At 46.7% G+C, this 15,376-nt stretch carries 11 protein-coding genes; 3 read left to right on the top strand and 8 right to left on the bottom strand.

Annotation, left to right across the window (positions count from 1 at the left end; genetic code table 11):
• Positions 1-3: 3 nt before the first annotated feature.
• The 3 genes from N774_RS18375 to N774_RS0112500 all read right to left on the bottom strand — a co-directional run bounded on the left by N774_RS18375 (position 4) and on the right by N774_RS0112500 (position 7,568).
• Positions 4-4,347 (bottom strand): cohesin domain-containing protein, encoded by a 4,344-nt coding sequence (locus N774_RS18375; protein WP_051463400.1) that lies wholly within the window; start codon positions 4,345-4,347, stop codon positions 4-6.
• Between the two features lie 52 nt (positions 4,348-4,399).
• On the bottom strand, positions 4,400-6,604 hold the full coding sequence (locus tag N774_RS0112505) for a hypothetical protein (RefSeq protein ID WP_024861562.1): 2,205 nt from the start codon (positions 6,602-6,604) through the stop codon (positions 4,400-4,402).
• A 97-nt stretch (positions 6,605-6,701) separates the two neighbouring features.
• Complete coding sequence (locus N774_RS0112500; protein ID WP_024861561.1) at positions 6,702-7,568, bottom strand: cohesin domain-containing protein; 867 nt, start codon at positions 7,566-7,568, stop codon at positions 6,702-6,704.
• Positions 7,569-7,696: 128 nt separating this feature from the next.
• On the opposite strand from N774_RS0112500, the gene N774_RS19635 reads away from it, so the two are divergent.
• The gene (locus tag N774_RS19635) at positions 7,697-7,846 is read left to right on the top strand and encodes a hypothetical protein (protein ID WP_207640554.1); all 150 of its coding nucleotides are present in this window, start codon (positions 7,697-7,699) and stop codon (positions 7,844-7,846) included.
• A gap of 252 nt (positions 7,847-8,098) precedes the next feature.
• On the opposite strand, the gene N774_RS0112495 is transcribed toward N774_RS19635, so the two are convergent.
• The 3 genes from N774_RS0112495 to N774_RS0112485 all read right to left on the bottom strand — a co-directional run bounded on the left by N774_RS0112495 (position 8,099) and on the right by N774_RS0112485 (position 11,172).
• Positions 8,099-9,358, bottom strand: a complete 1,260-nt coding sequence (locus N774_RS0112495) for a CapA family protein (protein ID WP_024861560.1) — start codon at positions 9,356-9,358, stop codon at positions 8,099-8,101.
• Between the two features lie 337 nt (positions 9,359-9,695).
• Positions 9,696-10,688 carry a tRNA dihydrouridine synthase DusB gene (gene dusB / locus N774_RS0112490; protein ID WP_024861559.1) on the bottom strand — a complete coding sequence of 331 codons (993 nt, stop codon included), beginning with the start codon at positions 10,686-10,688 and terminating at the stop codon, positions 9,696-9,698.
• Positions 10,681-11,172 (bottom strand): GtrA family protein, encoded by a 492-nt coding sequence (locus tag N774_RS0112485; protein ID WP_024861558.1) that lies wholly within the window; start codon positions 11,170-11,172, stop codon positions 10,681-10,683. The genes dusB and N774_RS0112485 overlap by 8 nt, the downstream gene beginning before the upstream one ends.
• Before the next feature lie 624 nt (positions 11,173-11,796).
• On the opposite strand from N774_RS0112485, the gene N774_RS0112480 reads away from it, so the two are divergent.
• Both N774_RS0112480 and N774_RS0112475 read left to right on the top strand, forming a co-directional pair.
• Positions 11,797-12,258 (top strand): DUF2975 domain-containing protein, encoded by a 462-nt coding sequence (locus N774_RS0112480; RefSeq protein WP_024861557.1) that lies wholly within the window; start codon positions 11,797-11,799, stop codon positions 12,256-12,258.
• Positions 12,259-12,269: 11 nt separating this feature from the next.
• Positions 12,270-12,476 carry a helix-turn-helix domain-containing protein gene (locus N774_RS0112475; protein WP_024861556.1) on the top strand — a complete coding sequence of 69 codons (207 nt, stop codon included), beginning with the start codon at positions 12,270-12,272 and terminating at the stop codon, positions 12,474-12,476.
• 41 nt (positions 12,477-12,517) lie between these two features.
• On the opposite strand, the gene N774_RS0112470 is transcribed toward N774_RS0112475, so the two are convergent.
• Positions 12,518-13,114: a DUF3592 domain-containing protein gene (locus N774_RS0112470; RefSeq protein ID WP_155250393.1), complete on the bottom strand. Its 597-nt coding sequence runs from the start codon at positions 13,112-13,114 to the stop codon at positions 12,518-12,520.
• 118 nt (positions 13,115-13,232) lie between these two features.
• Positions 13,233-15,050 (bottom strand): phosphoenolpyruvate carboxykinase (GTP), encoded by a 1,818-nt coding sequence (locus tag N774_RS0112465; RefSeq protein WP_196231553.1) that lies wholly within the window; start codon positions 15,048-15,050, stop codon positions 13,233-13,235.
• Between the last annotated feature and the right edge of the window lie 326 nt (positions 15,051-15,376).

The raw sequence follows: 15,376 nt of genomic DNA, 5'->3' as shown, positions 1-15,376 counted from the left end.
GAATTACTTCCTGTTAAGAACCTTATCCCAGATCTCTGCCGGCTTCTGGCTCGAAGTCTGTGACTCAGCATAGTATGAAAGGATGTAAGAAGCGTCAACAGCGTTAACTGTTCTGTCGCCCTTCATCTTGCTCCAGTTATTCGGATCATACTCATCCTGATCTACGTCAGCAAGGAATGCTGCGAAATGATCAAGAATATCATCAGCTGATGTTACCTTGAGGCCTGCTAAGTCGGTCTGAGCCTGAATCTTGTTCTTGCCCTCGGTAACGTCTACTGTACCACTTGCATTCTTGTATGTCTGACAAGCTGCATAGTACGAAAGAACTGCTGATGCGTCTACAGCGTTTACAATATTGCTGAGAGTGATATCACCCTTAACGCCAATGTAAACCGGGATTGTAAGTGACTCGCCGTCCTCATTTACGAGAGGCATATCACCGTACATTACGGGAACCTCATACTTGAAGTCGTCGATAGTTACAGCTGTATTCTTCTTGTGTGAATCAGGATCACCGTATACTATTGCAGGAGAAGCCATACCGAAGTTGATCCAGCTTCTGTCGATAGCAGAGTCAGGTCTAACCTTGGTTGTACCGTCCTCGAATACATCAGTGATGCTGATCTTTGTTACCTGATCAGGGCTGAAGCCTCTCTTGCCGCCCAGAGCGCGGATATCGTCGTCGTGGCTGAAGTAGAATCCAGCCTTTGTCTCGATAGTTGCGATAGCGTAGAGCCAGCCTGCCTCAGTTGTTGTTGTATAAGTACCACCGCCAATTACAGGATACTTAGTTGTTGTTGAAAATGTACCCGGTCTTACAGCACCTGTAGCAGTTGTTGTTGCTGTACCTGTGCCTGTACCAGTACCTGTGCCTGTAGCAGTTGCAGTTGCTGTACCTGTTGCAGTACCTGTAGCTGTTCCTGTTGCAGTTGCAGTACCTGTAGCTGTACCTGTAGCAGTTGCTGTACCTGTTGCAGTACCTGTAGCTGTAGCAGTTGCTGTTGCTGTACCTGTTGCAGTACCTGTAGCTGTAGCTGTACCTGTTGCAGTACCTGTAGCTGTAGCAGTTGCTGTAGCTGTACCTGTTGCAGTACCTGTAGCTGTTCCTGTTGCAGTAGCAGTTGCTGTACCTGTTGCTGTACCTGTACCTGTTACGATACCTGTACCTGTTCCTGTAGGTGTAGAAATTGGGTTAGGATCAACAATGATCTTACCGTTTACACCGATTACATTCTTAGTAATATCAGCTGCCTTGCCGTTTGTAACTGAGAGACCGCTGATAACAAGATCGATGTCTGTTCCTGGAACAGCATTCTCGCCAACCTTGTAGCTGAACTCAACAACTACTGTGCCGTCAGCTGCAACGTGATCGCTCTTGTCTGCGAAGAAGAATCTGAAGTCATTGTCCTTACCCGGGATAACATCTGAACCGTAACCGGACTTTTCGCCAACGCCTGCAAGAACAGCACCTGTATCGCCTGCGATAGAAGGCTTAACAGTGAACTGAGCTCCTGCAACGCCGAGATTTACTGCGTTAGGATCTCTTACGTACATATTTACCTTGACTGTTGAGCCGGGTGTAGCATGTACTGTATCGATCTCCCAAAGGATTGCTCCCGTAGGAACAGTTGTTGTTGTACCTGTAGTTGTAGCTGTTACAGTATTTGTAGCTGTAGCAGTACCTGTACCTGTTGCTGTACCTGTTTCAGTACCTGTAGCTGTAGCTGTTGCTGTTACAGTACCTGTAGCTGTTGCTGTTGCTGTTGCTGTATTTGTAGCAGTAGCAGTAGCTGTCGCTGTATTTGTAGCTGTAGCAGTTGCAGTACCTGTACCTGTTGCAGTACCTGTAGCTGTTGTTGTGCCTGATGGAGCACCTGTAACTACAGTTACAGTTGAAGTAGTTGTACCTGTTGCTGATGCTGTATTAGTATTTGAAGCTGTAGCTGTAGCAGTACCTGTACCTGTAGTTGTTGTTGATGTAATAGGATCTGTACCCGGAATAGGATCCTTGCCCTCAATGATGATAGCACCGCCAAGACCGATGATCTTGTCAGTGATGTCCTTGCACTTTTCGTCTGAAACGTTAAGTGTTCCGTTTGCAAAATCCACATTGTATGTACCCTCTGGGCAGTTTGCAGGAACAATAAATGTAAGAACTGCAACATTTGCGTCGTTAGCTGCTACAGCATTCTTAGCGTTCTCTGTTGTGAACAGGAAAGCGTTAAGATTCTTGTCAGCTTCCGGCTGGAGTACGAGTGTTCCGTTATATGCATCTGTACCCTTTGCAGAATCAAAGGAGATACCGCTTGCATTTGAAATACGGAACTGAGCGCCTGCAACGCCTACCTTGGCATTATTCTTATCGTTTACATAAACTCTGAGTTCAACCTTAGTATCTTCTGCAGGTGACTTCATATGCTTAGTATCGATCTGCCATACGAGAGCGTCGTCAGGGATATTTGTTGTTATTGTAGTTGTGGTTGTTGTAGGTCCAACTGTTGTAGTAGTAGTCGGAGGCGGGTTGCCTACACGAATGCTACCGTTTTCAAATGTGACCTTATCTGTGATGTCAACACACTTCTCGTTAGTTACGAACTGCTTGGACCACTTTACAGGATAAAGTCCGTCAGGTGTGCCAGCTGGAACGTCAACCTTGATCGTGAAGAGAACATCGCCGTCCTTAGCAGTCTTGCCGTCTACACTTTCAAAAATGCAGTTAGCCTTATACTCAGGATCGCTTGCAAGTGTCTTACCGTAAGGTGTACCACTTACAGTGTTAAGCATTGTAGGATCTGTGCATACGATAGAGAACTGAGCACCTGCAACTGCAAGGTCAGAATCTCCCTTTACCTTGGCAACGAGCTCAACTGAGCTTCCTGCCTCAGCCTTGACCTCACTTGGGATCACCCATGTAGCTTCGCCCTTAACTTCGGGATTTACATCGCCGACAGTAATTGAACCGCCTACAAGGATTATATCCTGAGTAATGTCCTTAGCCTTGTTGTCTGATACGAAAGTATCAGCCCAGTCTACAGTGTAAACGCCGTCTGCACAATTATCGGGAACCTTGAAGTCTACTGTGAAGATAGTAGAACCGTCAGCAGCACTCTTGCCCTTGTTTCCGAGATCGAACAGGAATCTGTTTACGCCCTCTGTAGCCTTGATAGCAGCGCCGTAAGCGTCGCCCTCTTTGATAGTATTATTGTAAGTGATAGGAGATTTAGCGTCAAAGCCAAACTGTGCACCACCTACAGGGACCTCGATGCTGTTCTTGTTTTCAACCTTAGCTGTCATAGTAACAACATCGCCGGCCTTAGCCTTCTCATTGCTGAGAGTCCACTTTACCTTATCGTCAGTGGTATTTTTCTTTCCTACCTTGATAGAACCGTCAACAAACTTTACCTTTGAGGTAATGTCTGCGCTCTTGCCATTACTTACAAAAGCGTCTGACCATGAGACCTTGTATTCGCCCTCAGGACAGGTTGATGGGATAGTGTAGGAAATGTTAAATATTGTTGCCTTATCAGCAGCAATGACACCCTTACCTGATGACTCACCAAGCAGGTATGTCTGAACCTTTTCGTCAAATGAGATAGGTGAAGCATAAGCTCCGCCTGCAACCATTGACTTGAATTCAATTGGAGACTCTGTCTTTACCTTGAACTGTGCACCTGCAACTGTAAGTGCTGCATCGTTAGGAGCATCGACATAAGCCTTTAATGTAACAGTCTCACCGGGTGCAGCCTCAACATTGTCGAGTACCCAAGAGATGTTTTGTTCAGTGATGTCTTTCTTTACCTTGATAGTGCCTGCGCCGATCTTTACACCTGAGGTGATATCAGCGCTCTTGGCATTACTTACGAAGAGGTCAGAGGCCTCTACCTTGTAATCGCCCTCAGCACAGTCAGCTGGTACAGAGAATGTCAGATTAAGAACCACTGAATCGTTGGCAGCAACAACGCCCTTACCGCTGCTTCTTTCAAGAAGGATCATGTTTCCGTCAAAAGAAGCATTAGCACCATAAGCCTCACCTGCTGTTACAGACTTGAGGGTGATTGGTGATGCGGCGTTGATCTTGAACTGGGCACCTGTTACTTCGAGAGTAGACTTGCTTACTACTACAGGTAATGTAACGTTCATACCTGGAGCAGTAATTCCGGTACCGATGTTCCACTCAACTGATTCACCGGCATTTTTATTAGCAGAAACATCCAATACTCCGCCCATATTAAGTTTAGGCTGCGAAGCAGTATTACCGCCCGCAGCACTAACTGGCGAAGCAAATGCACCTGCCATGAGCGAGAGGCTCATGGCAACGGATGTAACTGCTGAAAGCAGTTTCTTCATCAGTGCATTTCCTTTCCGAGCAAATTGCTCTTATTTTATTGGTGTTTCTTTATCAGGACTTCTTAGGAGTTACAGCCTTAGCCATATCGTAGTCCTTAGAAATGATGTAATTGATGATGTGGTCTACGTCAGCACCTGTGATCTGAACCTTAGCAGGATCGCAAGCTGCGCCTGTGATATCCTGAGGATCAACAACGTCAGAGTTTACTAAGCCCTGATCGCCGAAGCCGAGGTCAGTACCAGCGATTGTGTTTCTGATTGCAACAACGTCAGCAACGTTAACCTTGCCGTCTACGTTAGCATCGCCCCACATTGTAACCTTGATTGTCTTACCAGGTGTTACAGGAGCTGTTGTAGTTGTTGTAGGCTGAGGTGTAGCTGTTGTTGTAACAACAGTTGTAGTTGTTGTAGGCTGAGGAGCAGCTGTTGTAGTTGTTGTTACAGGCTTGTCACCGATCACGATTGTGAGAGGTGTGAAGTCTGTTGTGTAGTTGAAGTTTGTGTTATCCTTGAAGATCTTGCACTGGCTGTCGAAGCCGAATGTGTAAGTACCGTCAGCGATTGTTGCAGGAATCTCGATTGTGATACCGAATGCTGACTTACCGTCTACAGGAACCATAGGTGTGTCGCCCTTAAGTGTAGCGTAGTTAGCACGGTTGTCATCGATATTCTTGGAAACCTTAGCGCCCGGGAATGCCTCAGCTGTGCCGAGAACGTCTACGAGCTTGATGCCGCCTTCGCCCTTGAACTGTACGTCGAGAGCAGAAACGTCCTTGCCGCCTGCTGTGATGTTTACATCAACATCGATCTTATCGCCAGCCTTAGCTGTGATAGTATCCTTCTGAGTCTCATAGTCAACGAATGCGAACTTGATGTCTGCATTGCTTACAGGAGGCTTAGTTGTTGTTGTAACTGTGCTTCCACCGTCCTTGGTAGTTGTTGTACCAGGCTGAGGTGTATCGCCTATCTGGATTGTGATAGGAGTAAAGTCTGTTGTGTAGTTGAAGTTTGTGTTATCCTTGAAGATCTTGCACTGGCTGTCGAAGCCGAATGTGTAAGTACCCTCAGCGATATTTGCAGGAACTTCAACTGTGATGCCGAATGCTGACTTGCCGTCTACAGGAACCATAGGTGTGTCGCCCTTAAGTGTAGCGTAGTTAGCACGGCTGTCGTCGATATTCTTGGAAACCTTAGCGCCCGGGAATGCCTCAGCTGTGCCGAGAACGTCTACGAGCTTGATTCCGCCTGTACCCTTGAACTGAACGTCGAGAGCAGATACATCCTTGCCGCCTGCTGTGATGTTTACATCGATATCGATCTTATCACCGGGCTTAGCCTTGATTGTATCCTTCTGAGTCTCATAATCTACGAATGCGAACTTGATGTCTGCATTGCTTGTAGGATTAGACTTAGTTGTTGTTGTAACTGAGCTTCCGCCGTCCTTAGTTGTAGTTGTTGTAGGAGTTGGAGCCTTAGTTGTTGTAGGATCGGTTGTACCGCCGTCCTCTGTAACCTTGATTGTGAGCTCGCTGAGCTTGAGGTTACCGTCCTTCTTGGTGTATCTTGTACCCTGGCTCTCAACCATCGGGCAAGGATTGTCGTTAACACCTGTAGCGTCTGTGTTGTAGTCACAGAACATAACCTTGTATGAACCTACTGCGATGTCAGCAGGGATGATTGTATCAAATACATAGAAAGGATATGAATCAGACTTTTCGCCAGCCCAAGCGTAATCCTCACCGTTGTTCATCCATGAGCAGCCGATGAAGTAGTTGTCTGTCTTAGCAGCTGTCTGTGAAGCCTCACAAGCCATCTGATAAGCGCCGCCTGCCATATAGCCCTCTCTCTTTGACTTGCATTTACCAGCAAAAGAGATGTACTTGTCTGTTGTGAACTCTACATCACCGAGCTTGTATGACTTAGCTTCAGATGTGTAAGAATCCTTATCAGGATCATAAAGCTTGAACTTGATATCCTTAGAGTCAGTTGTGATACTTGCAAGGAGAGAACCTGTTGAGTTATTAGTTGCTTCTGAGTAATATACAGCAGAAGGAATTGTGTAGCCTGCAGCAGGGATGTCGCTCTTCTTGATTGTTATTTCTGACTTTGCAGAATCAGCAGATGGATTCGCGATATCATATGTTTTAATAGAAAATCCCTTGGAAGAATCAGCAGCACCTACAGTTGCAGGAACTACTGCACTTACCATTGTTGCAGCCATACACAGTGATGTGACTGCAGAAATTAACTTTTTCATTTGTAATAATTCCTTTCTTTAGGTTTTTAAGCCTATTAATAAAACATAAATTGGGTTTGTATTCCTTTGTAAGGGGGACAAATCAGATAATCTCGGATCAGAGCTCGGAAATGCTCTTGAGCAGCCACTTCTGGATCTTGAGGGCATCGTTTGAAGTAATACCCTTAACGTCCGAATCAACGTCGCCGTTTGCCTGTCCCTGAGCAGTAATGTGCTTTGAATCTGAACCGTCAAGGCCATACTTGTTGGGGTTAGCAAGGCTCTGCATGATAAGAACAACGTCAGACATATCTACTCCGCCGTCGCAGTTAGCGTCGCCGCGGACGATCTTGTTTGTAGGTGGCTGTGTAGTTGTTGTTACAATCGTACCAACTGTAACACTACCGTTATTCAGTGTTGTTGCATACTTAACGGGCTTACCGTCTTTCTCATAGCCACAGCTTATTTCCTTATTTGTCACGCCTGACTTTGAATAAGTCTCGCGATTGATAGGAACGATCTTAAGATCAGAAACTGTGCCGTCAGCAACGCCGCTTGCTACTTTACCTGTAATGGTGCAGAAAACGCCATCGCTCTTGAGCCAGTATGAAGCATCATCAGTAGATGTTGACCAAGCTGCGCTCACCCAGCCCTCTGAGCTGTTTACAGAACCCTCAAAAAGAGGTGCCAGAGATGCTGAAGCATCCTTAGAGTCAGCACCGTTTTTAACGAGTGCACCTGCCTCTACCTTGTCGATTGTGAGCACCTTGCTGTCATAAGTAACAGCGAAGTCAAGGCACTGAATGCCGGTTGATGGAATATCAGCTAACGATACGTCCACCGAGAATGTCTCACCTGCCTTTGCATTTACTTTGCCAACGGATATCTGCACTGTTTCGCCGGCAGCTACTGCAGGTGCAAGTGAGCAGACTGAAAGTGAAAGCATCGCAGCTAAAGCTCCGACGACTACCTTTTTTGTCTTCATTATTTTTTCCTCCTTCTTCAATAATGTTATATAACAAAGGAACAGGTCGCCCCTTTTATTATATCATGTCTTATGCAGCGGATACACCGTTCCGCCCTCCCTGCAAAACCGTATCACTAAAATACATAATGAAAGCTGTGCAAAGCGGTGGCTGTGAAGCCGCTGTCAGTCATACAGACGAGGCTAAGCTGTCCGAGCTGCGGTCGTTATGGAACAGTTCCGAACGACGTATGTACACGCCTCTCAGAAGCTCCCCTCTGCCGTCAGCCTGTGACTAAAAGCTTGTGCTCTGCCAGCAGTGGTTTTGTCTCAAGACGCATCACACTGCCGTGATGGGATACTAAATCCCAAATCTATATTTATTCATGATTTCATTATATATCAGGTCTAAAAAAAAGTAAATAGGTTCATATCGTTTTTGGTATTTTACATAAACAGCAAAAGTGATTTTTGCACGGTTTGCACAATGATAAAAATCTTGAAAAAGCCTTGCTAAAGCGGTTATTTGAACCAAAAATGAATTTATCAAATTATTTGTCGAGCTTGCGGAATTCCTGCGGGATCTGCTCATCTATTATGCGGTTGATGACGTCCCAGCCGAAGTCCGTATAGGTGCCCTGAGGCACGGCATACGGGAGTCCGTGGCGGTCTGCCAGCTCCGGTGAATACTTGCTGTACGGGTATATCTTCATGTTGGAGAAATCGTTCTCGTAATGGATTATGGTAGGTATGCAGCCCACGTTTTCCAGTCTGAGCTCGTTGGTATTCCCGTCAATGACTATATCGAAATCGGGCATCTCGCCGACCACGTTGAAGTTATCGGTCTGAGCGCATATGAAGTTGCCCATTGAGTAGTAAACAAAGCCCTTTGTGCCGTCGTCACGCTCTATCCACTCCATAGTCTCTGCGGTGTGAGTGTGACAGCCCAGTATCACATCGGCGCCCCAGTCCACCATTTTGTTTGCAAGCTCTATTCTGTCCTCTGTGACCACAGTGGTATCATCTTCGCCCCAGTGCGCGGACACGATGACCACATCTGCCAGTTCGTCGGCTTCCTTTATCTGGCGCTCGATAACGTCCTCCTCGTCGTTCTTGACAACTCTCAGAGGAACATCGTTCAGCAGATCGTCAAAGCCGTTTATATGGTGACAATACGCAAGGAATGCGATCTTTACGCCGTTGACCTCACGTACACGTATATTGTTTGCATCTTCCTCATTGAGGTAGGCTCCGAGAACAGTCAGATCGTTCTCTTCCGCCTTCTGGTTCCAGAATCTTATGGACTCCTCAAGACCGTCCGTACCCATATCAAGCAGGTGATTGTTAGCCATGGTGACTACGTCGAAGCCGAGGCCAATGACCGTATCGGCTACCTGCGGCGGAGAATTGAATATGAGCTGACCGCCGTCAGCACCGCGTATGGGATTGCTCTGAGAAATGATCGTTTCCTGATTTATGATAGCGAGGTCGGCGTCCTGAACAAGGTACTTGACCTCAGTATACATGGGGTCGAAATCATAGCCGCTGCCCCCTGCATACTCCTCAGCGTTTTTGTAGACTGAGTAATGTATAAGATTATCGCCTGCTGCCACAACGTGAACAACCTTATCGGGCTGATCCTCCGTGACCGCTTCGGTGACTTCCGTCGCTTCGGCAGCAGAAGAACCGCTGCTCGCAGGCACTGTGCCGCTTGTCTTTGTCTTTCCGACAACGCCGCAGCCTACTCCGCAGCCGATGATAGCTGCAAGGAAAGCCGCTGCACCGACAGCACGTCCTTTTCTGAGTTTCATAAAGGTCTCCTTTTTGTTAAGAGGCATAAAATCAATAAAAATTACACCTCTGTCCGTTTTTATTATATCACATTATTTTCCGTTTGGCAATTACAAATTGTATCAAACTTAAATGAATTTACAACGCGTTTTAAGTCTTGCAAGCTTAAATATCCGCAGCAAACAACGTATTTACGGCAAATTCTGCCTGTAAACTTTATCGTTGCCCCGTATTTGTTCATTCATACGAAGTTTTTGCATGTTTTTTGTGCATCATGACAACAAACTACTGTTTTGTCCACTTTGTATACGATTTGCACCGTTTCGGAATCCTCGGCGTATAACCGCACTTAAAAGCCTATTGACGGCTTCGCTGGAGCTCGATGAACTCCTCCGCCAGAGCTTCCGCTTCCGCATATGACGAAAGCTGATAGCAGCGCCCGCGGAATTTTGCCGAGCCGTAGCAGCCGTTCATATACCATGCCGCGTGCTTCCGTGCCTCGTGCATGGCAAGCTCCTCACACTTTTCGCTGAGCTCAAGTATCAGGCGTATATGCTCCAGCATGACCTGCATTTTCGTTTCAAGAGCAGGCGGCTCATAAGCCTCACCGCGGAGCTTCGCTTCTATCTCGCGGAATATAAATGGATTTCCGTAGCTGCCCCTGCCTATCATCACAAGGTCGCAGCCTGTCTCCTCATACATCTTCACGCATGAATCGGCGTCGGTGATATCGCCGTTTCCGATAACAGGAACGCTGACAGCCTCCTTAACAGCCCTGATAACGCTGCTGTCGGACTCGCCGCTGTAGAACATGTCCCTTGTGCGCCCGTGGACTGCAATAGCCGAAGCTCCTGCCGCTTCCAGAGCCTTTGCCATTTCGGGAGCGTTTATGCTCTCACTGTTCCAGCCGCTGCGTATCTTCACCGTGACAGGTGTCTCCCCTGCCGCCTTGACTGCGGCTTCCGTGATATCCGCCGCAAGCCTGATGTCCTTCATCAGAGCAGAGCCTGCTCCCGTACCCACTACCTTTGGCACAGGACAGCCCATATTTATGTCGATGATATCGGGGCTGTACTCCAGAACTATCTTCACAGCCTCCGCCATAAAGTCGGGCTCGCTGCCGAAAAGCTGGACAGCCATGGGACGCTCATCGTCCGTGACCGTACAAAGCTCCGCAGTCTTGCGGTCGCTGTAGCAGATGCCCTTTGCGGAAACCATTTCGCTGACAACATAAGCCGCACCGTACTTCTTGCACATGAGCCTGTACGCTCTGTCCGCAACTCCTGCCATGGGAGCCAGTGCAGCCGTCCTCGGCATAGCCACGCTTCCTATTTTAATTGTTTCAGTCATTGTGCTGCTCCGCAGTATTGTTTCCCTTATTTTTGAAAACGAACACCTTGCTGAGGATATAGTTTGCAATGAAAATGACTACCTGACTGAGGAAAGTGATGACGGTCTTGCTCATACCCAGCCAGTCGCAGAATATGAGGAATATAGCCTCCTCCATACCGAGGGTAGCAAGTCTCGCGCCGTAGAATGACGCAAAGACCTTCCAAAACTCCCTGGCATTGCTGGTCTTGTTCTTGAAAACGTACTTCTTATTGGTGAAGAACGCAAATGTTACGGCGCATATCCACGAGAAGACAACACCTGCGGTGCTCTCCCACTTGGGCTCTCCCGGGACCAGCTTGAAAAGCAGCAGCTTTGTGACGATAGACACGACGGTGGTAAGTCCGCCGAAAACGAGGTACAGCCACTTTTCTTCATATTTATAGTATATTTTCTGCAGCGGCTTCGGCAGTATCGAAACGCACCACTTTATGAATTTCTCCATTTTCAATATCCTTTCAAATAACAATGCTCTATAATAATAGCAGTTTATAAAGGAAAATGCAAGCCATTTCATGCGATTTTGTAGGAATTATTGAAATTTTCAACTGATCCGCCTCCTTACACATATATAATCGTATCAGGAGCGGTAAATGTAACAAGGTCGTGCTGACTTTATAATGAGTTCAAGGAATGCTATTACAGCAAGTATAATTGTTTATCCATATTACACTAAGTCGGCAGAATTAATTTGTGCATTACTGCTATTGTATATAACCGTAAATTGTGATATAATACAAATAGATTAATCATTTTACGCCTTGGCGCTTAAAAAAAGGCTTTTCGGCGTACTATTGAAAAATCATTCAAGCTCTGTTTTCATTTCACAGCTAACCGCTATGGAATGTAAAAAACTCCCCATAAGGGGAGCTTTTTTTATGCTAACACCTTTGTCATTCTGCACAACGCATGCTGCGTTTGCGGCAGCTTCACTTGTGCGTTATCACAATATTTAAAGTAACACTTTAAAAACTTATTGACACACTTTAATCTCTGTGCTATAATACAGTCATCAGCTGATAGAAACTTTAAAAACTTAAAGTAATACTTTAAAAAAGGAGATAATGTTATGAACAAAACTATATCAGAAAAACTAAAAAAACGCACCTTTATCGACACCATACTGAGCTGTCTCCTATGCTTTAGCGCACTCGGAGCTGCTGTATACCAGTTCATAGGCTATTCGGAGCATACGGCAATAAAAGAATATCTGATAAACAGCCTGTACTCCCTTGTATTATTCGCCGAGCTGGGACTTCTCGCCCTGATACTCCTTGAAATACGCAAAACAGGCAAGCCGTTCTCAAAAAAGATAATAACAAAGCTCCGCATTATGGCAGTTGTTCTGATCGCAGGCGCTCTTATCCCGTCTTATGCAACAGTACCGATCTCCGAACAGGAATACAGCGTAGTGATCGTTTTTGATATGCAGAATATGCTTTTTATCGCATTGGGAGTCATTATCGGCATATTATCCGAGGTTTTCGTCTACGGTCTGAGTCTTCAGGAAGACAACGACATGATAGCGTAAGGCGGTGCGGTATGGCAATAATAATCAGACTTGACAAGATGATGGCTGACCGCAAGATGTCGCTGAACGAGCTTGCCGAGAGGATAGGCATGACCAACGTGAACCTTTCAAACCTGAAGACCAGCAAGATGAAGGGCATACGCTTTGAGACCATGAACGCCATTTGCGAAGCTCTTGATTGTCAGCCGGGCGACCTTTTTGAATATGTGAAAGAATAAGGAAGAAATATAGAAAGCTCCCCACACGGGGAGCTTTTCTGCTATGCAAAATATTCCGAAAATGCCAGCCAGAAATACACGATCAAAAGCGCTATCCAGAACAGCAGCATGAACAGCGTCCGCCACGGAAAGCCGTGCTGCTTTATGTCCTTCGCGCCGAACTTCCACACTACGGAGCCTGCGCATGCTAACATCATAGCGTACCGTATCCCGTCCTCGTATATATCGCTGTTTCTCTCCGAAAAGCCGAATATCATGGGTATCAGGAAAACAAATACGACAATCCAGAAAATGCCTGCTGCGATAGGGACTAATTTCCATTTTCTGACCGCTGTTTCGGGGACTGTTATCTCCTCCGCAGGCACACAGCGCCGCGGAGCTTTTTCGTCGTACACCACGTCTATCCTGTATCCCTCATACATCTCGTTTTTCTTAGGAACAGTCCGACGGAGCTTATACGCCTTGTCCTCGACGTAATACTCCGCAGTGTACTGGTAAAAGTACTGCTTCCGCTTCTTGTCGTCCCTGCGTGAATACTCGCTTATCTTTGTGATGACCGCTTCTGTCCTGCCCTTGAAGTTCAGACAGTGAAGCTTCATGCGGTACCATATGAGCGACACTGCAAATAATACGCCCATGACCCCAGTAACTATCAGCCCTGTCATCATTTTCCCCATACCCCCTATATAGCAGAAAGGACTGCCGCAGCTGTGACAGTCCTTTCCTGTATATGCGGACTTGCCGCAAGATTTTCTATTACTTGTTGAGATTTGCTTCGATCATGTCGAGCTCATCGTAAAGTGCCTGTGGGATATTGCCGCCCTTAGCCTTGATGTCCTCGTCATAGTATCTTCTCATCTCAGCGATCTCCTTCTTCCACTCTTCCTTGTCAACAGTGAGGAGCATCTTGAGTGCGTCAGGAGTTACCTCGTCCTCGATACCCTTGAGGTTGATATCCTCAGCCTTAGGAAGGTATCCGATAGGAGTCTCAACAGCGTCAACTTCGCCGTCAACTCTCTTGATGATCCAGTCGAGAACTCTCATGTTGTCGCCGAAGCCGGGCCAGAGGAAGTTGCCCTGATCGTCAGTTCTGAACCAGTTTACGTTGAAGATCTTAGGAGCCTTGCTGCCGAGTCTTGCGCCCATTTCGAGCCAGTGTGCCCAGTAGTCGCCTACGTTGTAGCCGATGAATGGCTTCATAGCCATAGGATCGTGACGGAGAACGCCTACAGCACCTGTAGCAGCAGCAGTTGTCTCGGAAGAAACAGCTGAACCGATGTATGTACCGTGTGTCCAGTCGAATGACTGATATACGAGAGGAGCAGTTGTAGCTCTTCTGCCGCCGAAGATGATAGCAGATACAGGAACGCCCTCAGGATTGTTGAACTCAGGAGAGATGCATGGGCAGTTCTTAGCAGGAGCTGTGAATCTTGAGTTTGGATGAGCAAGCTTCTTGCCCTCAGCTACCCAAGCCTCACCGTCGCACTTGATACCAGTCCACTCTGTAGCGTCCTTAGGCGGATTCTCGTTGAGCTTCTCCCACCATACAGTGTTGTCGCTGTTGTCGAGAGCAACGTTTGTGAAGATAGCGCCGTTCTTTGTGCAAGCGAGAGCGTTGTAGTTTGACTTAGCGTTTGTTCCGGGAGCAACGCCGAAGAAGCCGTTCTCAGGGTTGATAGCATAGAGTCTGCCGTCCTTGCCGGGCTTCATCCAAGCGATATCGTCGCCGACTGTGAATATCTCATAGCCGTCCTTCTTGTATCCCTCTGGCGGGATAAGCATAGCTAAGTTGGTCTTACCGCAAGCTGACGGGAATGCAGCTGTGATGTACTTAACTTCACCGTTGGGCTTCTTAACGCCGAGGATAAGCATATGCTCAGCCATCCAAGCCTCGTTCTTGCCCTGGAATGAAGCGATACGGAGTGCGAAGCACTTCTTGCCGAGGAGAACGTTTCCGCCGTAAGCAGAGTTGATAGACCAGATAGTATTTTCCTCAGGGAACTGAACGATGTATCTCTTCTCGGGATCAACGTCAGCCTTTGAGTGGAGACCTCTTACGAAATCATCGGAAGTATCACCGAGGTTCTCGAAAGCCTGTTTACCCATACGTGTCATGATGTTCATGTTAAGAACAACGTAGATAGAGTCAGTGACCTCAACGCCTACCTTAGCAAGAGGAGAGCCGATAGGTCCCATTGAATAAGGGATAACGTACATTGTTCTGCCCTTCATAACGCCGTTGTACATAGGTGTAAGGAGAGCCTTCATCTCATCGGGAGCCATCCAGTTGTTTGTAGGACCTGCACCCTTCTTTTCCTTAGAGCAGATAAAGGTTCTGTCCTCAACACGGGCAACGTCGTTAGCACGGGTTCTGTGATAGAGACAATTCGGATACTTTTCCTGATTCAGCTTGTACATTTTGTCCCAGCTGTCATCGGGGAGTGAAGTTACCTCTTCGATAAGAGCGTCGATCTGCTCCTGAGAGCCGTCGATCCAAACTACCTTATCAGGCTGGCAGAGAGCTACCATTTCGTCTACCCACTTTAATACGTTAGGGTTTTTTGTCAGTGACATTGTATAATACCTCCTAAAAAATTATCATGTAATGTGCGGAAATAAGCACCGCAGCACGGAGCGTCCGACAAAAGCCAAACGTTCCTCTGATACTATTATATCTGTTTTTTGTCAATGTGTCAATAGCGGCAGAGGGTATTTTTTAGGAATAGCAATATTACCTGTAAGCAATGCAAAAATTGCGGTAAGGACAGTAAACATTGCCAAAGGCGGCGATAAACCGTTTCAGTGATATATAAAAAAAGGAAAGTTGTTATATTTTTATCAAAGCCTAAAACAAAAAATTCTCCCCATTTTTAGCTTTTTTCTTGCATTTTCTCCCCGTT

Origin of the sequence: Ruminococcus flavefaciens AE3010 (assembly GCF_000526795.1) — a bacterium.
Taxonomy (GTDB): domain Bacteria; phylum Bacillota; class Clostridia; order Oscillospirales; family Ruminococcaceae; genus Ruminococcus; species Ruminococcus flavefaciens_D.
This window is presented reverse-complemented; position numbering and strand designations above follow the sequence as displayed.